The organism is Kluyvera sichuanensis (assembly GCF_040930405.1).
Lineage (GTDB): Bacteria > Pseudomonadota > Gammaproteobacteria > Enterobacterales > Enterobacteriaceae > Kluyvera > Kluyvera sichuanensis.
This window is the reverse complement of record NZ_CP162271.1, coordinates 1,300,973-1,321,816: the sequence shown is the minus strand read 5'-3', so window position 1 is coordinate 1,321,816 and position 20,844 is coordinate 1,300,973. Positions and strand designations below refer to the sequence as shown.

The 20,844-nt window shown below is 56.4% G+C and carries 22 protein-coding genes; 12 read left to right on the top strand and 10 right to left on the bottom strand.

Features of this window, described 5'->3' with window-relative positions:
• Window positions 1-52: 52 nt before the first annotated feature.
• The 5 genes from AB2B48_RS06575 to AB2B48_RS06555 all read right to left on the bottom strand — a co-directional run bounded on the left by AB2B48_RS06575 (window position 53) and on the right by AB2B48_RS06555 (window position 3,571).
• Entirely contained in the window at window positions 53-412 is a 360-nt protein-coding gene (locus tag AB2B48_RS06575) for a hypothetical protein (RefSeq protein ID WP_255581373.1), read from the bottom strand.
• Window positions 413-539: 127 nt separating this feature from the next.
• The gene (locus tag AB2B48_RS06570) at window positions 540-665 is read right to left on the bottom strand and encodes a DUF2474 domain-containing protein (RefSeq protein WP_185669086.1); all 126 of its coding nucleotides are present in this window, start codon (window positions 663-665) and stop codon (window positions 540-542) included.
• Window positions 665-1,777 (bottom strand): cytochrome d ubiquinol oxidase subunit II, encoded by a 1,113-nt coding sequence (gene cydB / locus AB2B48_RS06565; RefSeq protein WP_368301924.1) that lies wholly within the window; start codon window positions 1,775-1,777, stop codon window positions 665-667. The genes AB2B48_RS06570 and cydB overlap by 1 nt, the downstream gene beginning before the upstream one ends.
• Before the next feature lie 62 nt (window positions 1,778-1,839).
• Window positions 1,840-3,231 carry a cytochrome ubiquinol oxidase subunit I gene (locus AB2B48_RS06560; protein WP_368301207.1) on the bottom strand — a complete coding sequence of 464 codons (1,392 nt, stop codon included), beginning with the start codon at window positions 3,229-3,231 and terminating at the stop codon, window positions 1,840-1,842.
• Between the two features lie 145 nt (window positions 3,232-3,376).
• Window positions 3,377-3,571, bottom strand: a complete 195-nt coding sequence (locus AB2B48_RS06555) for a hypothetical protein (protein WP_220440130.1) — start codon at window positions 3,569-3,571, stop codon at window positions 3,377-3,379.
• A 259-nt stretch (window positions 3,572-3,830) separates the two neighbouring features.
• Between AB2B48_RS06555 and AB2B48_RS06550 the strand changes: the two genes are divergently transcribed.
• The 9 genes from AB2B48_RS06550 to AB2B48_RS06510 all read left to right on the top strand — a co-directional run bounded on the left by AB2B48_RS06550 (window position 3,831) and on the right by AB2B48_RS06510 (window position 11,897).
• Window positions 3,831-5,243, top strand: coding sequence for a PLP-dependent aminotransferase family protein (locus AB2B48_RS06550; protein ID WP_368301206.1), 1,413 nt, complete (start codon window positions 3,831-3,833; stop codon window positions 5,241-5,243).
• Between the two features lie 273 nt (window positions 5,244-5,516).
• Window positions 5,517-6,662, top strand: coding sequence for a putative ABC transporter substrate-binding protein YdcS (gene ydcS, locus AB2B48_RS06545; protein ID WP_220440131.1), 1,146 nt, complete (start codon window positions 5,517-5,519; stop codon window positions 6,660-6,662).
• A gap of 17 nt (window positions 6,663-6,679) precedes the next feature.
• Entirely contained in the window at window positions 6,680-7,693 is a 1,014-nt protein-coding gene (locus tag AB2B48_RS06540) for an ABC transporter ATP-binding protein (RefSeq protein WP_368301204.1), read from the top strand.
• Window positions 7,694-7,705: 12 nt separating this feature from the next.
• Window positions 7,706-8,635 carry an ABC transporter permease gene (locus tag AB2B48_RS06535; protein WP_255581374.1) on the top strand — a complete coding sequence of 310 codons (930 nt, stop codon included), beginning with the start codon at window positions 7,706-7,708 and terminating at the stop codon, window positions 8,633-8,635.
• Window positions 8,625-9,440 carry an ABC transporter permease gene (locus AB2B48_RS06530; RefSeq protein WP_368301202.1) on the top strand — a complete coding sequence of 272 codons (816 nt, stop codon included), beginning with the start codon at window positions 8,625-8,627 and terminating at the stop codon, window positions 9,438-9,440. Before AB2B48_RS06535 ends, AB2B48_RS06530 begins: the two co-directional genes overlap by 11 nt.
• Before the next feature lie 14 nt (window positions 9,441-9,454).
• Window positions 9,455-10,879, top strand: coding sequence for an aminobutyraldehyde dehydrogenase (gene patD / locus AB2B48_RS06525; RefSeq protein ID WP_185669077.1), 1,425 nt, complete (start codon window positions 9,455-9,457; stop codon window positions 10,877-10,879).
• A 35-nt stretch (window positions 10,880-10,914) separates the two neighbouring features.
• Complete coding sequence (locus AB2B48_RS06520; RefSeq protein ID WP_185669076.1) at window positions 10,915-11,160, top strand: hypothetical protein; 246 nt, start codon at window positions 10,915-10,917, stop codon at window positions 11,158-11,160.
• A gap of 129 nt (window positions 11,161-11,289) precedes the next feature.
• Window positions 11,290-11,526, top strand: a complete 237-nt coding sequence (locus AB2B48_RS06515) for a hypothetical protein (protein WP_368301200.1) — start codon at window positions 11,290-11,292, stop codon at window positions 11,524-11,526.
• 197 nt (window positions 11,527-11,723) lie between these two features.
• On the top strand, window positions 11,724-11,897 hold the full coding sequence (locus AB2B48_RS06510; protein WP_185669074.1) for a GhoT/OrtT family toxin: 174 nt from the start codon (window positions 11,724-11,726) through the stop codon (window positions 11,895-11,897).
• Window positions 11,898-11,899: 2 nt separating this feature from the next.
• Here AB2B48_RS06510 and AB2B48_RS06505 read toward each other — a convergent pair whose 3' ends face one another.
• Window positions 11,900-12,931 (bottom strand): AI-2E family transporter, encoded by a 1,032-nt coding sequence (locus tag AB2B48_RS06505; protein ID WP_333010631.1) that lies wholly within the window; start codon window positions 12,929-12,931, stop codon window positions 11,900-11,902.
• A gap of 402 nt (window positions 12,932-13,333) precedes the next feature.
• Here AB2B48_RS06505 and mdtJ point away from each other — a divergent pair, with 402 nt between their 5' ends.
• From mdtJ to AB2B48_RS06490, 3 genes are all read left to right on the top strand, one after another.
• Window positions 13,334-13,702, top strand: coding sequence for a multidrug/spermidine efflux SMR transporter subunit MdtJ (gene mdtJ, locus AB2B48_RS06500; protein WP_185669073.1), 369 nt, complete (start codon window positions 13,334-13,336; stop codon window positions 13,700-13,702).
• Window positions 13,695-14,024, top strand: coding sequence for a multidrug/spermidine efflux SMR transporter subunit MdtI (gene mdtI, locus AB2B48_RS06495; RefSeq protein ID WP_185669072.1), 330 nt, complete (start codon window positions 13,695-13,697; stop codon window positions 14,022-14,024). The genes mdtJ and mdtI overlap by 8 nt, the downstream gene beginning before the upstream one ends.
• A gap of 92 nt (window positions 14,025-14,116) precedes the next feature.
• Complete coding sequence (locus AB2B48_RS06490; protein ID WP_368301197.1) at window positions 14,117-16,282, top strand: EAL domain-containing protein; 2,166 nt, start codon at window positions 14,117-14,119, stop codon at window positions 16,280-16,282.
• Here the strand turns inward: AB2B48_RS06490 and AB2B48_RS06485 are convergent.
• From AB2B48_RS06485 to AB2B48_RS06470, 4 genes are all read right to left on the bottom strand, one after another.
• Window positions 16,279-17,103, bottom strand: a complete 825-nt coding sequence (locus AB2B48_RS06485) for a trypsin-like serine peptidase (RefSeq protein WP_185669070.1) — start codon at window positions 17,101-17,103, stop codon at window positions 16,279-16,281. The genes AB2B48_RS06490 and AB2B48_RS06485 overlap by 4 nt on opposite strands.
• 333 nt (window positions 17,104-17,436) lie before the next feature.
• Entirely contained in the window at window positions 17,437-17,925 is a 489-nt protein-coding gene (gene asr, locus AB2B48_RS06480; protein WP_220440138.1) for an acid resistance repetitive basic protein Asr, read from the bottom strand.
• 171 nt (window positions 17,926-18,096) lie between these two features.
• Window positions 18,097-19,293, bottom strand: coding sequence for an MFS transporter (locus AB2B48_RS06475; RefSeq protein ID WP_368301195.1), 1,197 nt, complete (start codon window positions 19,291-19,293; stop codon window positions 18,097-18,099).
• A gap of 187 nt (window positions 19,294-19,480) precedes the next feature.
• Window positions 19,481-20,731 carry an MFS transporter gene (locus AB2B48_RS06470; RefSeq protein ID WP_185669067.1) on the bottom strand — a complete coding sequence of 417 codons (1,251 nt, stop codon included), beginning with the start codon at window positions 20,729-20,731 and terminating at the stop codon, window positions 19,481-19,483.
• Window positions 20,732-20,844 lie beyond the last annotated feature (113 nt).

The window sequence follows — 20,844 nt, the reverse complement described above, 5'->3', positions numbered from 1 at the left end:
GGGAAAGGCAACAATGCCAAACAAAAAGGCCGGAATCTCCGGCCTTTTTTACTTAGTTATGCTGCCCGTCTTTCGGTGGCAGCTTGTTGTCGCCGTCGTGTTTTGGCGGCTGGCCTTTGCCATCATGCTGCGGGCCTTTATTGTCGTGCGGCGGCTGGCCTTTGCCATCGTGCTGTGGACCTTTGTTGTCGCGTGGTGGCTGGCCTTTACCGTCATGCTGTGGGCCCTGGTTGTCGCGTGGCGGCTGGCCTTTGCCATCCTGCTGCGGGCCTTTGTTATCGTGCGGCGGCTGGCCATTATGCTGCTGTTCTACAGGCGGCTTTTTCGGCGGCTCCTGATGGTCGGCGGCGAAAGCGGTTGAACACAGACCCATTGCCAGGATTGCAGACAGTGCAATAATTTTCTTCATCATGTACTCCATACATTGCTTTTGTGTATGGGACGTAGTTGACCAATAAAACATGGAGGAAATGTGAAGGCCCGTCCAATTAAGAATAGTCCGGGCACGTAAAGCTTAAAACATTCATCCCGTTGTTATATCAGGATTTAAACCCAGCCGCGGTCATCAGTACACGAAATAAGCTCCCCACCACGGCCAGCGCCAATACGCTGCCGCCCCATAATGCGACCAGCCAGAAAAGGCGTGAAACCCAGCGATTTTTCATCAATGGTAGCCCTCATCCTGCGGCACTTTGCCGCGAAAAACGTAATAGCTCCAGAAGGTGTATACCAGAATAATCGGGATAATAAACAGTGCGCCAATCAGCATAAACTCCTGGCTTTGCACGGGCGCTGCGGCCTGCCAGAGCGTAATGGACGGCGGAATAATGGCGGGCCAGATGCTGATCCCCAGCCCGCTAAAGCTGAGGAACACCAGCACCAGCGTCAGAATAAACGGCTGCGCATGGCTGGTATCTCGCGCCAGGTGCCGCCACAGCAGGGCGCTGGCGGCGATAACCAGCAGCGGCACCGGCAGCAAATAATAGAGATTCGGCAGGCTAAACCAGCGTCGGGCAATGGCCTCATGCTGCATCGGCGTCCAGAGGCTGATAATAGCGATAAACGGCTGCGCATGGCTGGTATCTCGCGCCAGGTGCCGCCACAGCAGGGCGCTGGCGGCGATAACCAGCAGCGGCACCGGCAGCAAATAATAGAGATTCGGCAGGCTAAACCAGCGTCGGGCAATGGCCTCATGCTGCATCGGCGTCCAGAGGCTGATAATAGCGATAACCGCCAGTAGCGCCAGCAGCAACCCGCGCGCGCTGCGCTTCATCGTCTGCTGGAGCGAGGCTTCGCTTTTCATCACAAGCCAGGTCGCACCCAGCAGCGCATAGGCGATAGTCAGCCCCACGCCGCAGAACAGCGTAAACGGCGTGAACCAGTCGAAGGCGCCGCCGCTGTAGGCCCGTCCCGTTACCTCAAAGCCGTTAATTACCGCGCCAACGACAATCCCCTGGCAAAAGGTCGCCAGAATCGAACCGCCCATAAAGGCCTTGTCCCAGAATGGCCGGTGCGATGGCGTGGCATTGAAGCGGAACTCGAAGGCCACGCCGCGAAAGATCAGGCCGACCAGCATCAGCGACAGCGGAATGGTCAAGGCGTCGATAATCACCGCGTAGGCCAGCGGGAACGCGCCAAATAGCCCCGCGCCGCCGAGCACCAGCCAGGTTTCATTGCCGTCCCAGACCGGCGCCACGCTGTTTACCATCACATCGCGCTCCTGCGCGCTGCGGGTGAAGGGGAAGAGAATGCCAATCCCCAAATCAAAACCATCCATGACGATATACATCAGGGTGGCAAACACAATAATCACAAACCAGATAATGGACAGATCGATGTTCATACACGCTCCTCCTCGTGGGACATCGCCGCAGATAGCGGACGTGCTGGGGTTCCTTGCGGTTCAGGGCTAAACGGCTGTGGGCCTTTGCGGATCAGGCGCACCATATAGCTGTAGCCCACACCGAAGACCGAGCTGTAGACCACGAAAAAGGTCAGCAGACTGACGCTCATATGCAGGTCACCGTGCGCTGAGACGGCGTCCGCTGTGCGCTGCAGCCCATAAACCACCCACGGCTGACGGCCCACCTCCGTCGTCACCCATCCGGCGAGGATCGCCACCAGGCCAGAAGGGCCCATCAGCAGCGCGAACCACAGGAACGGGCGAGAGGTGTAAAGGGTTTGCCGCTTGCGCAGCCATAGCGCCATGACGCCCAGCAGCAGCATCAACATGCCTAGCCCGGCCATGATGCGGAATGACCAGAAGACGATGGTGGAGTTGGGTCTGTCTTCTTTGGCGAACGCTTTTAGCGCCGGAACCTGTTTATCCAGACTATGGGTGAGGATCAGGCTGCCCAACGCCGGGATCTCCAGCCCAAAGCGTGTACGCTCCTGCTCCATATCCGGCCAGCCAAACAGCAGCAGCGGCGTGGGTTCGCCCGGCGGGTTTTCCCAGTGGCCTTCAATGGCGGCAATTTTCGCCGGTTGATGCTTGAGCGTATTGAGACCGTGCATATCACCGACCATCGCCTGAATGGGGGCGACGATAAGCGTCATCCACAGCGCCATGGAAAACATGGTGCGTATGGCTGGCGTCTGGTTGCCGCGCAGCAGATGCCAGGCCGCCGACGCGCCGACGAACAGCGCACTGCTCAAGAACGCGGCAATGGACATATGCAGCAGTCGGTAGGGGAACGATGGGTTAAACACCACCGCAACCCAGTCGACCGGCACAACCTGCCCGTTGACGATTTCATATCCCTGGGGGGTCTGCATCCAGCTGTTGGAGGCGAGGATCCAGAAGGTGGAGATGATGGTGCCCAACGCGACCATGCAGGTGGCGAAGAAGTGCAGCCCTGGGCCGACACGGTTCCAGCCGAACAGCATGACGCCGAGAAAACCGGCTTCGAGGAAGAAGGCGGTCAGCACTTCATAGGTTAACAGCGGGCCGGTAATGCTGCCCGCAAACTGCGAAAAACCGCTCCAGTTGGTACCAAACTGATAGGCCATCACCAGCCCGGACACGACGCCCATGCCGAAATTGACGGCGAAGATCTTTGACCAGAACTGATACAGCGAACGCCAGACCGGGTTACGGGTTTTCAACCACAGACCTTCGAGCACCGCCAGATAGCTGGCGAGGCCGATGGTGATGGCGGGAAAAATAATGTGGAACGAAACGGTAAAGGCAAATTGAATTCGCGCGAGGTGAAACGCATCAAGACCGAACATGCAAACTCCGTGGAGAAGAAGACTCGGCTTGATTTTAGAGGGGGGAACGGCATGGGGGCAGAGACAGTCGAGGGGTATTAAATGATAACAGTTTTAACATTCTGGTCATTTTTTGACGGCTGTTATCGCTGTCTCTATCGGTTGGTTACCCGCGGGTGAATCGTGAGGCGAACTTTTTGGTTCGTGGGTAAAGGCAGGCCAGTGCGCTGCCGAGCGCCACGATAAACAACAGTGGGTTAACCAGTTCTAACGTTTCGCTGTGTAATTCCTGGGAGGCGATGACCGAGGAGAAACAGAGCGCAGCGGAATAGCCCAGCAATTCAATACTTGTCATTTTCATGTAATAAGTGATTCGCGTCGTTTTCAGCAAGTTGCACATCATGACGGGCTGACATTTTTTTGCCATGGCTACGTGGCGCGCGCTGATGTATTTCCCACCACATGGGCCGGTTTGATGTTGCAGATCAATCGTTCACGACGTTGAACCCCAGCGCGGGTGAGCGTCAAAATCAACACTCACCCATATCAGTTACATAAAAATGCATATTTTGTAACGCTGATATAATATAGACGCAATCTAAGATTCACCGGGATTCGCCATGAAAAAATACCAGCGCCTCGCCGAGCAGATGATGGAACAGATTGCCCTTGGGGTGTGGCTGCCGGGCGATAAACTGCCGTCGCTGCGTGAGCAGGTGGTGAACAGCGGCATGAGCTTTATGACCGTCAGCCACGCGTACCAGTTGCTGGAAAGCCAGGGGCGCATCGTGGCGCGCCCGCAGTCCGGCTATTATGTCGCTCCGCGTGCGGTGACCACCCGCGCGGTTACGGCGCCCGCGCAGGTCATGCCTGATAACGCCGTTGACATCAACACCTATATCTTTGAAGTGCTGCAGGCCAGCCGGAATGCCTCGGTGCTGCCGTTTGCCTCCGCTTTTCCCGACCCCAAACTGTTCCCGCTGCCGCAGCTTAACCGCTCGCTGGCGCAGGTCAGCAAGACCGCAACGGCGATGAGCGTGATTGAAAACCTGCCGCCGGGTAATGACGAACTGCGTCATGCCATCGCAAGGCGCTATGCGCTCCAGGGCATGACCATCTCCCCGGATGAGATTGTTATCACCGCCGGTGCGCTGGAGGCGCTGAACCTCAGCCTGCAGGCGGTCACGGAACCGGGCGATTGGGTGATCGTTGAGAACCCCTGCTTTTACGGCGCGCTGCAGGCGCTGGAGCGTCTACGGCTCAAAGCATTGTCGGTCGCCACCGATGTGCAAGAGGGTATCGACCTCGATGCGCTGGTGCAGGCGTTGCAAACCTACCCGGTGAAAGCCTGCTGGTTGATGACCAACAGCCAGAACCCGCTTGGCTTTACCCTGACGCCGGAAAAGAAAGCGCGCCTGGTGGAGATCCTCAGCGAATACAACGTCACGCTGATTGAAGATGATGTCTACAGCGAGCTCTATTTTGGCCGCGATAAACCGCTGCCGGCAAAGGCGTGGGATAAAAGTGATATGACGCTGCACTGCAGCTCATTTTCAAAATGCCTGGTGCCGGGGTTCCGTATTGGCTGGGTGGCGGCGGGCAAGCACGCCCGGCGTATTCAGCATTTACAGCTGATGAGCACGCTGTCGACCAGTTCGCCGATGCAGCTGGCGCTGGTCGATTATCTGGCGACCAAACGCTACGACGCGCACCTGCGACGTCTACGCCGCCAGCTTGCGGAGCGCAAACAGCAGGCCTGGCAGGCACTGATGCGCGCGCTGCCGCCTGAGGTACACATCCACCATAATGACAGTGGCTACTTTCTGTGGCTGGAGCTACCGGCGGGTTTGGATGCCGGTTTGCTGAGCGCAAAAGCGCTGGAACACCATATCAGCATCGCCCCAGGCAAAATGTTCTCCACGACCGATAACTGGGCGTCGTTCTTTCGGTTTAATACCGCCTGGGGATGGAGCGAGCGCGAAGAGCGGGCGGTAGAAACCCTCGGCGCGCTGATTCGCGGAATGATGAAATAACCCCCAGTTGCACCTGCCATTCCCTGATAGCGCTCCTGATAACACCCGGTCATAGGAAATATGCATAACGCCTTTGGCCGGTAACCCCTTGTCTATAATCCATATTATCTCAGCCCGTTTCCCATTTTTGCGGAATGCGCCCTTGGTCACAACCTGTGCAAATATCTCGCCGCTGTACGGGTAGAGCGTCTGGCGCTGTCTATTTTTAGTAAGGGAGATATTTTTAACGGCACGGCTGCCGCTCAAATTCATTGTGACAGGAGTAATAACGTTATGAGCAAGAAATTTGCACGCAGCAGCCTGTGCGCGCTGGTGATGACCGTGGCGACCGCGAATGCCGCCGAACCGCCAACGTCGCTGGGGAAAGCGGAAGGTCGGTTGGATATTATCGCCTGGCCGGGGTATATCGAACGGGGCCAGACCGATAAGGGCTACGACTGGGTGACGCAGTTTGAAAAAGATACCGGCTGCCAGGTCAACGTGAAAACCGCCGCGACTTCCGATGAAATGGTCAGCCTGATGGCGAAGGGGGGTTACGACCTGGTGACCGCCTCGGGCGACGCCTCGCTGCGCTTGATCATGGGTAAACGCGTGCAGCCGATTAACACCGCTCTGATTGAGAACTGGAAAACCCTCGACCCACGCCTGGAAAAAGGGGCCTGGTTTAACGTCGACGGTAAAGTTTACGGTACGCCGTATCAGTGGGGCCCTAACCTGCTGATGTACAACACCAAAACCTTCCCAACGCCGCCGGACTCCTGGAACGTTATCTTCGTTAAACAAAATCTGCCGGATGGCAAAACCAACCAGGGCCGCGTGCAGGCCTATGACGGCCCAATCTACATCGCCGATGCGGCGCTGTTTGTTAAAGCCACCCAGCCACAGCTGGGCATCAGCGACCCGTACCAGCTTACCGAAGCGCAATATCAAGCCGTGCTGAAGGTGCTGCGCGATCAGCATGAGCTGATCCACCGCTACTGGCACGACACCACCGTACAGATGAGCGATTTCAAAAACGAAGGCGTAGTGGCCTCCAGCGCCTGGCCGTATCAGGCCAACGGGCTGAAAGGTGAAGGGCAGCCGATTGCCACCGTCTTCCCGAAAGAGGGAGTCACCGGTTGGGCGGATACCACCATGCTGCACGCTGAAGCGAAGCACCCGGTCTGTGCCTACAAATGGATGAACTGGTCGTTAACGCCGAAGGTTCAGGGCGATGTGGCGGCGTGGTTTGGTTCGCTGCCGGTAGTGCCGGAGGGCTGTAAAGCCAGCACGCTGCTGGGTGACAAAGGTTGTGAGACCAACGGCTACAGTTTCTTCGACAAAATCGCTTTCTGGAAAACACCTATCGCTGAAGGCGGTAAATACGTGCCGTACAGCCGTTGGACGCAGGACTATATCGCCATTATGGGCGGTCGCTAATCATCCGGGAGTCCAACATGACGTACGCAGTAGAGTTTCATGACGTCTCGCGGCTTTATGGTGACGTGCGGGCGGTGGATGGCGTCAGTATTGCCATCCACGATGGGGAGTTCTTTTCCATGCTGGGGCCGTCTGGCTCCGGCAAAACTACCTGTCTGCGGCTGATCGCCGGGTTTGAGCAGCTTTCCGGCGGCGCTATCTCTATCTTTGGTAAACATGCCAGCGAACTGCCGCCCTGGGAGCGGGACGTCAACACCGTCTTCCAGGATTACGCGCTGTTCCCGCATATGTCGGTGCTCGATAACGTGGCCTACGGCCTGATGGTGAAAGGTGTTGGCAAAAAAGAGCGTCTGGCAAAAGCGGCGCAGGCGCTGGAAAAAGTTGCCCTTGGCTTTGTGGGCGCGCGCAAGCCCTCGCAGCTTTCCGGCGGCCAGCGCCAGCGCGTAGCGATTGCCCGTGCGCTGGTGAACGAACCGCGGGTGCTGCTGCTGGATGAACCGCTCGGGGCGCTGGATCTGAAGCTGCGCGAGCAGATGCAATTTGAGCTGAAAAAACTCCAGCAGGATCTCGGTATCACCTTTATTTTCGTCACCCACGATCAGGGTGAGGCGCTGTCGATGTCTGACCGGGTGGCGGTGTTCAACAACGGCCGCATTGAGCAGGTGGATACGCCGCGCGAACTGTATCTGCGCCCACGCACGCCGTTTGTGGCGAGCTTTGTCGGCACCTCTAACGTGTTCGCCCCCGCAATGGCGGAAACGCTCTGCGGAATGACGGGAAGCTGGGCGCTGCGCCCGGAACATATTCGCCTTAATGAAGGCGGTGAGGTTCAGGTACAGGGTCGTATACAGGCAGTGCAGTATCAGGGCGCGGCGACGCGCTATGAACTGCTGCTGGAAGGCGGCGAAAAACTGCTGGTCAGCCAGGCTAACTTCTCTGCTGGGCTAACCGCCGAAGGCCCGACCGTGGGTCACGTGGTGCTGGCGTCATGGGCGCGCGATGCCATGGTGGCGCTGGACGGAGGGAGGTGAATGGAGATGAGTATGACGCCGGTTCCTCCCGCACGCCGTCAGGGGCGCTTATCCAGCCTGTTCTGGCGCAGGCCAACCCTCGGGCTGTTTTTGTTACTGCTCGGTCCGCTGATGTGGTTTGGGATTGTCTATTTTGGATCACTGCTGACGTTGCTGTGGCAAGGGTTCTATACCTTCGACGATTTCACCATGTCCGTTACGCCAACGCTGACGCTGGCAAACCTTTACGCGCTGTTTAACCCCGCCAACTACGACATCATTATCCGTACGCTGGTAATGGCGCTGGCGGTTACCGTGGCGAGCGCGCTGCTGGCGTTTCCGATGGCGTGGTATATGGCGCGCTACACCAGCGGCAAGCAAAAGGCCTTTTTCTATGTCGCGGTGATGCTGCCGATGTGGGCCAGCTATATCGTCAAAGCCTATGCCTGGACGCTGTTGCTGGCAAAGGATGGGGTGGCGCAATGGTTTCTGAACCATCTGGGTCTGGAGACGCTGCTGGCGGCGATTCTGACGATACCGGGCGTCGGCGGTAATACGCTGTCGACCTCCGGGCTCGGTCGTTTTCTGGTCTTCGTCTACATCTGGCTGCCGTTTATGATCCTGCCGGTGCAGGCAGCGCTGGAGCGTATTCCCGGTTCGCTGCTTCAGGCTTCCGCTGACCTCGGCGCCCGCCCACGTCAGACCTTCCGCCACGTGGTGGTGCCGATGGCAATCCCCGGGATTGCTGCGGGTTCCATTTTCACCTTCTCACTGACCTTAGGCGACTTTATCGTGCCGCAGCTGGTGGGGCCGCCGGGCTATTTCATTGGCAACATGGTCTATTCCCAGCAGGGTGCTATCGGCAATATGCCTATGGCAGCGGCGTTTACCCTGGTGCCCATCGTGCTGATTGCCCTCTATCTGGCGTTCGTGAAGCGCCTGGGAGCGTTCGATGCACTCTGAAAGGGCACCGCTGTTTCTCAAAATTGCCGCCTGGGGCGGAGTTATCTTCCTGCATTTCCCGCTGGCGATCATCGCCATCTACGCCTTCAACACCGAAGACGCGGCGTTCAGCTTCCCGCCGAAAGGCCTGACGCTGCACTGGTTCAGCGAAGCGGCATCGCGTGGGGATATCTTCGACGCCGTGACACTGTCACTAAAAATTGCGGCACTGTCGACGGCGATTGCATTGGTACTTGGCACGCTTGCTGCAGCAGCGCTGTGGCGGCGTGACTTTTTCGGCAAAAGCGCTATTTCGCTGCTGTTGATGCTGCCGATTGCGCTGCCGGGGATCGTTACCGGTCTGGCGCTGCTGACTGCCTTTAAAGCGGTCAACCTGGAACCAGGGTTGATCACCATTGTTATTGGCCACGCCACGTTCTGCGTAGTGGTGGTGTTTAACAACGTGATTGCCCGTTTCCGCCGGACCTCGTGGAGCCTGGTGGAAGCGTCGATGGATCTGGGCGCGAACGGCTGGCAAACCTTCCATCACGTGGTGCTGCCGAACTTAGGCTCGGCGCTGCTGGCCGGGGGCATGCTGGCGTTTGCGCTGTCGTTTGATGAAATTATCGTCACGACCTTTACTGCCGGGCATGAGCGCACGCTGCCGCTGTGGCTGTTGAACCAGCTTGGCCGACCTCGCGATGTGCCGGTAACCAACGTGGTGGCGCTGATGGTCATGCTGTTAACGATGATACCGATTTTAGGGGCGTGGTGGCTGACTCGCGAAGACGATGGGGCCGCCAACGGTGGTACGACATTTAAATAAAACAGGATCATGCTATGCAACATAAGTTACTGATTAATGGTGAACTGGTCGCAGGTGAAGGGGAATCCCAACCGGTCTACAATCCTGCGACGGGTGAGATCCTGCTGACGATTGCCGAAGCCTCGGCGGCTCAGGTGGATGCGGCGGTAAATGCCGCAGACCGAGCGTTTGTTCAGTGGGGGCAAACCACGCCGAAGCATCGTGCGGAGTGCCTGCTCAAACTGGCGGATGTCATTGAAGAACACGCCGCCACCTTTGCTCGTCTGGAATCGCTCAATTGCGGGAAACCGCTGCACTGCGTGACCAATGATGAAATTCCGGCGGTAGTGGATGTGTTCCGCTTCTTTGCGGGTGCCGCGCGCTGCCTGAACGGGCTGGCGGCTGGTGAATATCTGGAAGGCCACACCTCGATGATTCGACGCGACCCGGTGGGCGTGGTGGCTTCGATTGCGCCGTGGAACTACCCGCTGATGATGGCGGCCTGGAAGCTGGCGCCAGCGCTGGCGGCGGGGAACTGCGTGGTGATCAAACCGTCTGAAATCACGCCGCTCACCGCCTTAACCCTGGCGGAGCTGGCGAAAGATATTTTCCCGGCGGGCGTGCTGAACGTGCTGTTTGGCCGTGGTAAAACGGTGGGTGACCCGCTAACCGGGCACGCTAAAGTACGGATGGTGTCGCTGACCGGTTCGATTGCCACTGGGGAGCACATTATCGCCCATACCGCGTCGTCGATTAAGCGTACGCATATGGAGCTTGGCGGCAAAGCGCCGGTGATTGTGTTTGATGACGCCGATATTGATGCGGTGGTGGAAGGCGTCAGAACCTTTGGTTTCTACAATGCCGGGCAGGACTGTACGGCCGCCTGTCGAATCTACGCGCAGAAAGGCGTTTATGAACGGCTGGTGGAGAAACTCGGTGCAGCAATAGCGAGCCTGAAATCCGGCGCGCCGGAAGATGAAAGTACGGAACTGGGGCCGCTCAGTTCGCAGGCGCATCTGGCGCGGGTGAGCGACGCCGTGTCGCGGGCTAAAGCGTTGCCGCATATTAAAGTGGTGACCGGCGGCGAGAAAGCGGCAGGCGCAGGCTATTACTTCCAGCCAACGCTGCTGGCGGGGGCAAAACAGGACGATGATATCGTCCAGCGTGAAGTGTTCGGCCCGGTGGTGAGCGTTACGGCATTTGATACCGAAGAACAGGTGCTGGGCTGGGCGAACGACTCCCAGTACGGGCTGGCATCCTCGGTGTGGACGCAGGACGTCGGGCGTGCGCATCGTTTGAGCGCCCGCTTACAGTATGGTTGCACCTGGGTGAACACCCACTTTATGCTGGTCAGCGAAATGCCGCACGGCGGTCAGAAACTTTCGGGCTACGGTAAGGATATGTCTGTCTACGGACTGGAAGATTACACCGTGGTTCGCCATGTAATGATAAAACATTGATCGCGCGTTTAGCGCATGATCGGTAGGGAGATGGCGTGAATCAGGATTTTCAGGATATCAAAAATGAGTTTGAGAAATATGGCCCCGAGGCCGGTGAACGTATCGCTCAGGAGATGTATGCGTCGCTGGCAAAGAGGCTGACACCTTATTTCTTTAACCAGGAGAGCATCAATAAGCGAAGGCTAATCATCAAACTTGAGGAGGGGGAGAAAGAGGTTGGCACCCTGACGAGGTACGATTGGCTGGCGGCTTTTGAAAGATATAAACCTGAAGGTCACTAGCGACCTTTCCTCATCATTTACCCCCTTCGCGGTAGGCGCGATGCCTGCCGCTACCCCTCCCTGGTTTTGACATACCCGGTGCAACGTGCGAGGATCCGCGCCGTTGTAAAACCGGGTATAGCCAGAAAAATGAAAAAAAGTATTGTGTGTACTGCTGCGGTGATTGCCGCGGTAATGGGGATTGGGACCTACTATTCAGCCAGCCGCATGGCGGCCTGTGAAGGACAAAACCGCGTGAGCGCCGCCTGCGTCGCGCAGGCCTGGGATGCGGAAAAAGTAAACTTAGTACCGCAGTACGATCCCAACCATTATGTGAGCGATCCAACGACGGACAGCATCTTCGCGTCCACCGTGCCAAAGCGCTAATCGTACAGCGTGTCACAGAAATAAAACCCAGCGCGGCGTAACGTAGTGCTGGGTTTTTTCGATTTAGCAGTCAATTCGGCTGGAGCCGGATGTCCTGGTTGCACAATATTTCAGCGATAAGTGGCGAAAAACTTGATGTGCGTCAAAAAACGTAGCATATTGCGCCGCTTTAACGATCAATTACAAGGATTCGATTGGTGACGCTATATCAACATATGCTCATCTTCTACGCCGTGATGGCGGTTATCTGCGCCATTATTACCTGGTTTCTTACCCGCGAAAGCACCTCAATTCGCCTGATTGCGACGCTGTTAATTGGCGCCACCTGGCCGTTTAGCTTTCCCGTGGCGCTGCTGTTGTCGCTGTTCTGACGTTATTTGCTTAAGTCGCTGAGCAGGATAGCAATGCTTTTGCCGCCTTCGGTCTGCTCAAGGGCAATTTTGACGATAATGGTCAGCGGGACGGAGAGCAGCATGCCGACCGGGCCCAGCAGCCAGCCCCAGAAGATTAACGACAGAAACACCACCAGCGTCGAGAGTCCCAGTCCGCGTCCCATGATGCGGGGCTCGAGAATGTTGCCGAACACGAGATTAATTATCAGATACCCCGCAAGGACGATCAGCGCATCATAAAAGCCGCTGAACACCAGCACCTGAAGGATAGGGGGAATGGCCGCCAGCACCGAACCGATGTTCGGAATATAGTTGAGCGCAAACGCCAGCAGCCCCCAGATAAAGGCAAAACGTACCCCGAGTAACTCCAGCATTGCCCATACCACCAAACCTGTCACCACGCTGATAGCGGTTTTCAGCACCAGATAGTGGCTTACGCTATCCAGCGCCCGCTGTATTGCTGCCATCCCTTCCGTCGGTTTTGCCATAATTTGCTGCAGTTTGGCCGGGAGCTGCGGGACCTCCAGCAGCATAAACACCACCGTCAGCAGCAGTAAAAAGATCGACGACATGGCGTTTGAAAGCTGGGTCAGAAAGCGTGAGACCAGCGTCATAGCGGCATTAGGGTCGATATACTTAATCAGCTCATCCGGGCTGACGCTGATGCCAAAGCGCTGCAGCCAGGGCTCGAGATTATAGATGGGGACCGCCAGCGACGAACGATACTGCGGCAGGGTGCGCGTCAGTTCATTAAGCGAGGTGCCGAGCGTCGCCAGCAGCAGCACGGCGGCGAGAATAATCACCCCAATCAGCAGTGAAATCCCCAGCACGCGCGGCACGCGCCAGCGCACCATCAGCTGCACCACCGGGTTCAGCACCACCGCGATAAACAACGCTAGCACGAACGGCACGATGATATCGGCGGCAAAACGAATGCCGGTGAGAATGATGACCAGCATGCCCAGCATGATGACAATTTTTAATCCATTCAGCGTAATGATCGGCCTGGACATGTTGTTAGCTCCTGCTAAAACCTATGCAGAATATGATAATTGCGAATCAACTAATAATAAATGCATTAACATCAAACAGCCTCAGTAAAGATTTGCAAACATTTTGAGATACTTCGACATCTGTGTTAGAAATTAGCTGTGTTTAACTACCGAGGACAATTTTAATCCGCAACGATGAGAAGCAATACCGCGGATAATTGTAATTTTATGGACAATATGTTCAGGACGTTCAGCTTTACCAAACCTTCTGTTTTACCTTCCTTTTCTGCCTTCTGTGGTGAGCAGCACTGGCGCAACGCGCTATAGTACCCTTCTTCGTTTGAGCTAAATTTTAATCATTTTATTTCAGTTTGCGCATCGCCGCGAACTGCACGGATTATATTCTCATGCAGGAGAAGGACCATGTTTTACTGGATTTTATTAGCCCTGGCCATTGTTGCTGAAATTACTGGTACGCTTTCTATGAAATGGGCGAGCGTATCTGATGGAAACACCGGCTTTATTTTGATGCTCGTGATGATCGCCTTGTCGTATATTTTCCTTTCGTTTGCGGTTAAAAAAATCGCTCTGGGTGTAGCCTATGCGCTGTGGGAAGGCATTGGTATCGTATTGATCACCCTGTTCAGCGTACTGCTGTTTGACGAAAGCCTTACGGTGATGAAAGCCGCAGGTCTGGCAACCTTGATTGCCGGTATCGTACTGATTAAGTCCGGTACTCGTAAGCCCGCGAAGGCGAACAAAACGCTGCACAAAGAGGTGAATCATGCATAACTTTGAGATGATTCACGGCTTATGGCTGGCAGGCTCCATCGTACTGGAAATTGTCGCTAATATTTTCCTCAAGTTCTCGGACGGCTTCCGTCGCAAAAGCTACGGTATCCTGTCGCTGGTCGCCGTACTGGCCGCGTTCAGTGCGCTGTCACAGGCGGTGAAGGGGATTGACCTCTCCGTTGCCTACGCCATCTGGGGTGGTTTCGGCGTTGCCGCGACGCTGGCGGCGGGGTGGATCCTCTTCGGCCAGCGACTGAACAACAAAGGCTGGGTGGGTTTAGGCCTGCTGTTGATCGGTATGGTGATGATTAAGCTCGCCTGATGTGATCGCTGCCTGAGAAATCGGGCAGCGAAATTTCGTGTCTGTATTACGCTTGTAACAAAGGGTTAGCGTATTTGATGCGAGGGTGAACTATGTTCGATCCGTCACGCTGGCGTAATATAGCCACAGCCAGAACGCTGTTCGTGATTATCTTCTTCGCGGGCATTGGCCTGATTTTTTCTATTATTTCGCTTCTCTACCTTTCCCAAAGCCTTATTACCAGCAAAACCAACGATATCGACGCTCGCCGCTCGGCGCTCTCCGTTGACGGCGCGATGCAGACCTCTATCAATCGCGTCCTCTCGCTGGTTATCGATAACGCCATCTGGGATGACGCGGTGCGCGAAGTTTATGCGCCAAAGCTGGATACCACCTGGCTGTACAACACCTGGGGCGCGGGTTTTAAAATCAATAATCTTTATGACGGCACCTTCGTGCTGGACGAAAATTACCGGGTGCTGTGGGGATCGTTTCGCAGTTCGCCGTTTAACGAGCACGATCTCGCGTTTTTTGGTAGTGGGCTAAAAGCGCTGATAGCCCACAATGAAGACCCACTGCGCCGGGGAAAAAATAACTTTGCTGGGATAACCAAAACCCGGGAAGGCCTCGCCTTTATCGGCATTGGTCTGATTCGCCCAATGGTTGGGCGCTTGAAGGTCTATGACGCGACCCGCCGCTATCTGGTGATTACCCGACACATCAACCCATTGCTGCTGAGCACTCTCGGCAATACCTTCCAGATTGAAAATCTGACCCTCACCGATTCGCCGCAAAATAAATACAACATACCGGTGCGGACCTCCAGCGGGGAGGTAGTCGGCTGGCTTGATTGGCAGCTTCGTCAACCTGGTGTCGAGGCCGCGCAGGCGGCTTCGCCGGAAATTCGTGAAATTGTGCTGCTGGCAACCGGGTTAATTCTGCTGTTTATCCTCGTCAGCAGCCTGGGGCTGTGGAAACTGGCGCGCGGCGAGCGGCAGGCGAGGGAGATTGCGTTAACCGATTGGCTGAGCCATCTGCCCAACCGCCGGGCGTTGATTGAGCAACTTGAGCGAATCAGCCGCCGTGGTGACCGGGATATCAAAACGGTAGTGTTTATCGATCTCGATGGTTTCAAAGATGTTAACGACATTTATGGTCATGATGTCGGCGATATTTTGATTATTCGTATTGCGGATATGCTGCAAACGCTGGTGCCGCACGGCGGTATGCTGGCGCGCATGGGCGGCGACGAATTTGCGATGACCGTAGGCGGCACACACTCTGAAGCCAGCGCCTCAGCGTTTGCCGGGAGCGTGTTGGACTACCTGAGTACGCCAATCCGTATCGGCGAACGAACGCTACATATCAGCGCCAGTCTCGGTATCGCCAGCGGTACGTTGCAGGAGAAAACCAGCTCGGAGCTATTCCGTCAGGCAGATATTGCCATGTACCACTCGAAAATCACCGGCAAAGGGCGTATTACCCATTACGATGCCGAGCTGAGCAGCGCTCGCGAGTATCAACTGTCGCTGGAGGACGATATTCGCCACGGGCTGGAGCATGATGAGTTTGAAGTCTGGTACCAGCCGATCGTCTGTGCGCGCTCGCAGGCAATGGTTGGAGTCGAAGCGCTGGTACGCTGGCCACGGCGGGCGAAGGGCGAACTGATGCCGGATGCGTTTATTACCATCGCCGAGACCAGCGGGCTTATCTATTCGCTCGGGCAGTTTGTGCTGGCACGAGCCTGTCGGGATCTGTTGGCACATAACGATTTAAAGCTGTCGGTGAATATCTCCCCGGCCCAGTTCCGCGACCCGGAGTTCGAAGATAAGGTCTCAAGCGTGCTGAAATCCTCTGGCTTCCCGCCGGCACGGCTGCAGCTTGAAGTCACCGAAACCTATGTGCTGGAAAGACCGGAGCGGGCAAGAGCGGCGATTTCCGCGTTGAAAGCGTTGGGTACCGCCGTGGCGCTGGATGACTTCGGCACCGGCTATTCCAGCATTGGTTACCTGCGTCGGTTTAACTTCGACACCATTAAAATCGACAAATCGCTGGCCGGGCTGGTGGACGATGACGATCAGGCGGCGGCGCTGGTCGGTGGGACCATTCGTATTGCCAGTGCGCTCGGCATGACGGTGATAGCGGAAGGGGTTGAAACGGAGAAACAAATGAAGCTGCTGCGGCTCGCAGGTTGTGATCAGCTACAAGGATTTTACTTCAGCGAACCGATGCCGCTCTCGTCGCTGCTAGCGTTACGTCACCAGCAGCGACAGAGTTAGTTTCCGGCGGCCAGCGCTTCCAGCTTATCGCGAAAACCGGTCACCGAGATGGCGCGGTTGTCGGCACGCTGGCGGTCTTTTGCCGCTGGCGCGGAGCTTTGCACGGCAATCACCTGCCAGCCCGAGTCCGTTTTCAGCAGCAGCGGTGAACCGCTATCGCCCGGTAGCGTATCGCACTGGTGAGAGAGCACCGAGGTCTGCGCCCAGCCCGTTACCGTACAATCCTCATGGCTGTACAGCGAATCAAGATGGTCAAGCGGATAGCCTGACTGGGTGACTTTACGGCCCGTTGCTTTCAGCGCGGCGGTGAGATCGTCTTTATTGCCCGCAAATACCGGCAGCGGCGTGATGCCAGAAGGTGGGTTGCGCAGTACGATAATGCCAAAATCCCACGGCGCGGCGGAAGCAGGAACAATCCAGCCGTCGCCATCCGCTTTCAGACGTTTGCCTAAAGAAGGATCGACACGGCCTTCAATATCATGAATTTCATAGCGCCAGGTCCCTTTCTGCGAAACAAAGCGCAGCGCAACGGCTTTATCCAGCTTGCCACGCGGTGGCTCAAGCAGGCAGTGCCCGGCGGTTAGCGCCAGGTGAGGAGAAATCAAAGTTGCCGTACACAGATTGCCGCTGGCGGTTTCCAGCTGGCCAATCGCATCCCAGGGGGCCTGGGCGGGATGGCTGACAAGGGTACGATCGTCCTGACCAAAGAACAGGGTTTTAATGTCTTTTGCACTGATGCCAATATCATCGTCATCAGCATGGGAAATCAACGGTAGTACGGATAACGTTCCCAGTAAACAACACACAAAGGCTGTACGCATATCACTCTCTGATGGGGCAATTATGATTATAAAAAATAAACCCAATGAGACTACTATAGACGGGAGAAGCAAAAAGTGGGAGTAAAATCAGCGAACTACGCTCAGTAAAAGAAAAACTGGGTTGCGATCAGCGCGCAGATGATAAGGAATGCCAGGATGAGCTCGAAACGATAGCGCCGCAACATGATTGCTCTCCAGGAAAAAATCGGCGCTATATAAGCGCCGATATAATAATTGATTAACTCAGGTGGCCGCCCGGATTCAGCATTGCTGCTAGCCTCCCGGCGCCACCTGTATCAGCGTATTGCTACGCGGATACGTTATCAAGAATGATTATGCAGCTGGCTGAGCGGCTGGTTTAGCAGCAGTGTGTTTAGCGGCTTTGTGGTGCTTTTTAGCAGCCTGAGCTTTCTGTGCTACAGCTGGTTTAGCAGCGGCTTTGTGGTGCTTTTTAGCAGCCTGCGCTTTCTGCGCTACAGCTGGTTTAGTTGCTGCTTTGTGGTGCTTTTTAGCAGCCTGCGCTTTCTGCGCTACAGCTGGTTTAGCAGCGGCTTTTTTGTGTTTTTTAGCAGCCTGAGCTTTCTGCGCTACGGCTGGTTTAGCAGCGGCTTTTTTGTGCTTTTTAGCGGCCTGAGCTTTCTGCTCTGCAGCTGGTTTAGCGGCTTCTTTCTTGTGTTTTTTGTGGTGAGTGGCTTTAGCCGGTGCCGCGTGAGTTGCGGTAGCGGAAGCAGCCGGAGCCGGAGTTGCAGTTGCGTCAGCAGCAAATGCAGCGGAAGACAGACCCATAGCAGCGGCAACAACCAGAGCTAATACTTTTTTCATTCTGATACCCTCGAATTGGTTTTTTCATTCAACCCCACTGCGGGGCCGTTGAAGTCACTATATCGATGAGCGAGCCGGCTTTCCGTGAGTGATTGGTTTCGGCGTGTAACGTAATGTACGAGATTTGTTGTACATCCGTAACGGGGCGGTTTTTGACCGCCCCGCAAGGGGTTAGCTCTGGCAGGGGGTCTGTCTGGCGCGCTGGTAAAGGTACACGCGCAGGATCAGGGCGAAGGCCCAGGCTACGACGATAGCGGCAATCAGGTAAATGCTGCCTAAGCCCTGATAACCGGCGATCCAGCCAGCCACCGGGCCGGTGAGGCCAAGCGCCAGGTCGAGAAACGCGGAATAGGTCCCCAGCGCGGTTCCCTGGTTTTGCTCTTCCACCTGCTTCACGGCTTCAACGCCGAGCGCCGGGAAGACCAGCGAGAAGCCCGAACCGGTCAGGAATGCACCAACGCCCGCCATCCATGCGTTCGGGGCAAACCAGATGATCAGCAGCCCCAGACACTCCACCACGTAGCAGATAAGCGATACCCGCAGCCCGCCAAAGCGGGTGATGGTGTTGCCAAGCACCAGACGAATACAGATAAACCCAATGCTGAACAACGACAGGGTAAACGCCGCGCCCGCCCAGCCGTGAGAAGAGAAGTAGAGAGTGATAAAGGTGGCAATGACGCCGAAGCCAACGGTGCCTAGCCCGAGCCCCAGACCGTATGGCCAGATCTTGCGGGCCACCACGTGAAAGGGCGCCCTGACGCCAGCGCTGACGCTGACGTCGGCGCGAGTACGAGCAAACAGTAGCCCCACGACGGCGATAATCACAATCAGCGCCGCAAAACCGCTGATGCCGAACCAGCCGTTGAGCACAACGCCCAACGGCGCACCTGCCGCCATCGCCACATAGGTGGCAACGCCGTTCCAGGAGATCACCCGTGAGGTGTGAATCGCACCGACGGTTTTAATCCCCCAAAGCGTCGATCCGGTGGACGTGAAGCTTTCGCCAACGCCGAGGAATACACGACCAACCAGCAACAGCGCTACCGCCAGAATGGGGCTGGCGTGAGCCGCTGCCGCGGCGAGGGTGAACAGACCGCTCATCAGGCAGCAGACGATCCCCAGGCTGACGACTTTTTTTGGACCCCAGATATCGGTATAGCGCCCGGCGTGCGGTCGGCTGACCAGCGTCGAAATGTACTGCAGGCTGATTACCGCGCCCGCGACAAACGTGCTGTAGCCGAGGTTGTAGTGAATAAAGCCCGGCAGCACGGCGAGCGGCAGGCCGATAGAGAGGTAGCAGATACAGGTGAAAACAACGATCGAGATAATGCGAAGGTTCAGTTGGGTATTGCTGGCACGGGTCGTCATAGCGCTACATTGGTAAGACAGAAGTGGGGCCATTATAGGAATTGCCAGCTAGTATGGCGAGATGGCAACGCATTTTATGTCAATCGTATAAGTATTAGTTATCAGCACCGTAGCCCGTCCAGGCGAAGCGCCGCCGGGGATATCCCGGAGTCGGCATTGCCTCGTCCGGGCTACGTGACGTTGCGGATTAATGCAGGCGCTTATGCAAGGTGAAGCCCACCAGCAGCGCGCCGACCAGCAGCAGCGCGATAAACCCACCGACGCCGTTCCAGCCGTAGTTGTGCCAGAATACGCCGCCGAGCGTCCCGGCGATGCTGGAGCCGAGGTAGTAGCTGAACAGATACAGCGACGACGCCTGGCCTCTGGCGCGGCGAGCGCGCGGGCCAATCCAGCTGCTGGCAACCGAGTGGGCGGCAAAGAACCCGGCGGAAAAGAGCAGCATACCGGGGAAAATCACCCACAGCGGCGAGAACAGCGTCAGCAGCAGGCCGAGCAGCATTACCCCGGTAAAGAAGATCATCACCGGCCCGCGACCGTAGCGCGTGGTCATCATCCCTGCTTTTGGCGAGCTCCAGGTGCCGGTCAGATAGGCCACGGAGAGCAGGCCAACCACCGCCTGATTGAGTGACCACGGCGACAGCATCAGGCGATAGCCGATGTAGTTAAAGAGGGTGACGAACGCGCCCATCAGCAGAAAACCTTCAACAAACAGCAGCGGCAGACCACGGTCGCGCCAGTGCAGGTGCAGGTTAATCAGCAACGTTTTCGGTTTTAGTGAGCTTGGACGGAAGTGGCGAGACTCCGGCAAAATGCGCCAGAACATCACCGCTGACGCCAGCGCAAAGGCGCTGATGACCGCCAATGCTACGCGCCAGCCGAAGAAATCGGTAAAGACCCCGGTCAACAGGCGTCCACTCATCCCGCCTATTGAGTTACCACTGATATAGAGCCCCATCGAAAAGGCGACAAAGCTTGGGTGAATCTCTTCGCTGAGGTAGGTCATGCCGACCGCTGCCACGCCGCTAAGCGACAGGCCAATCAGCGCGCGCATAATCAGAATGCCGTGCCAACTGGTCATCATCGTGGAGAGCAGCGAACAGCAGGAGGCCAGCAGTAGCGCGGTGACCATCACCTTTTTACGCCCGATGGCATCGGAGAGCGGGCCGGTAAACAGCAAGCCGACTGCCAGCATTGCCGTCGAGATAGAGAGCGAAATACTGCTCCCCGCAGGCGAAATGCCGAACTCATGTGACAGCACCGGCAGGATTGGCTGCACGCAGTACAACAGCGCGAAGGTTGCCAGCCCGGCAGAGAACAGCGCGAGCGTTACCCGAATAAAGGCGGGCGTACCGCGGCGAATAAAAGCGTTTGACTGAAGGGGGGTATCATCGCGGACATCAATGGCAGGCGCGTCGTCTGCGGTGGTTGTGCGGCTCACGGGAAATCCTTGCATAAAACAGTGGGTAATATCGACTCAGGTCACATAATCAGAGTAGGAAATTGTAAATATTCTGTCTAATATATTAATAATCTCAATTGATACTTTTAAAG

What these genes read in the sequence shown, in the direction of transcription:
- AB2B48_RS06540 (WP_368301204.1), top strand. Translation starts at nt 6,680, where the DNA reads ATGACGTACGCAGTAGAGTTTCATGACGTCTCGCGGCTTTATGGTGAC.
- AB2B48_RS06490 (WP_368301197.1), top strand. Translation starts at nt 14,117, where the DNA reads ATGTTCGATCCGTCACGCTGGCGTAATATAGCCACAGCCAGAACGCTG.
- AB2B48_RS06530 (WP_368301202.1), top strand. Translation starts at nt 8,625, where the DNA reads ATGCACTCTGAAAGGGCACCGCTGTTTCTCAAAATTGCCGCCTGGGGC.
- mdtJ (WP_185669073.1), top strand. Translation starts at nt 13,334, where the DNA reads ATGTTTTACTGGATTTTATTAGCCCTGGCCATTGTTGCTGAAATTACT.
- patD (WP_185669077.1), top strand. Translation starts at nt 9,455, where the DNA reads ATGCAACATAAGTTACTGATTAATGGTGAACTGGTCGCAGGTGAAGGG.
- cydB (WP_368301924.1), bottom strand. Translation starts at nt 1,777, where the DNA reads ATGGATGGTTTTGATTTGGGGATTGGCATTCTCTTCCCCTTCACCCGC.
- AB2B48_RS06535 (WP_255581374.1), top strand. Translation starts at nt 7,706, where the DNA reads ATGACGCCGGTTCCTCCCGCACGCCGTCAGGGGCGCTTATCCAGCCTG.
- AB2B48_RS06475 (WP_368301195.1), bottom strand. Translation starts at nt 19,293, where the DNA reads ATGACGACCCGTGCCAGCAATACCCAACTGAACCTTCGCATTATCTCG.
- AB2B48_RS06560 (WP_368301207.1), bottom strand. Translation starts at nt 3,231, where the DNA reads ATGTTCGGTCTTGATGCGTTTCACCTCGCGCGAATTCAATTTGCCTTT.
- AB2B48_RS06550 (WP_368301206.1), top strand. Translation starts at nt 3,831, where the DNA reads ATGAAAAAATACCAGCGCCTCGCCGAGCAGATGATGGAACAGATTGCC.
- AB2B48_RS06570 (WP_185669086.1), bottom strand. Translation starts at nt 665, where the DNA reads ATGAAAAATCGCTGGGTTTCACGCCTTTTCTGGCTGGTCGCATTATGG.
- AB2B48_RS06555 (WP_220440130.1), bottom strand. Translation starts at nt 3,571, where the DNA reads ATGAAAATGACAAGTATTGAATTGCTGGGCTATTCCGCTGCGCTCTGT.
- AB2B48_RS06505 (WP_333010631.1), bottom strand. Translation starts at nt 12,931, where the DNA reads ATGTCCAGGCCGATCATTACGCTGAATGGATTAAAAATTGTCATCATG.
- AB2B48_RS06515 (WP_368301200.1), top strand. Translation starts at nt 11,290, where the DNA reads ATGAAAAAAAGTATTGTGTGTACTGCTGCGGTGATTGCCGCGGTAATG.
- AB2B48_RS06485 (WP_185669070.1), bottom strand. Translation starts at nt 17,103, where the DNA reads ATGCGTACAGCCTTTGTGTGTTGTTTACTGGGAACGTTATCCGTACTA.
- mdtI (WP_185669072.1), top strand. Translation starts at nt 13,695, where the DNA reads ATGCATAACTTTGAGATGATTCACGGCTTATGGCTGGCAGGCTCCATC.
- ydcS (WP_220440131.1), top strand. Translation starts at nt 5,517, where the DNA reads ATGAGCAAGAAATTTGCACGCAGCAGCCTGTGCGCGCTGGTGATGACC.
- AB2B48_RS06575 (WP_255581373.1), bottom strand. Translation starts at nt 412, where the DNA reads ATGATGAAGAAAATTATTGCACTGTCTGCAATCCTGGCAATGGGTCTG.
- asr (WP_220440138.1), bottom strand. Translation starts at nt 17,925, where the DNA reads ATGAAAAAAGTATTAGCTCTGGTTGTTGCCGCTGCTATGGGTCTGTCT.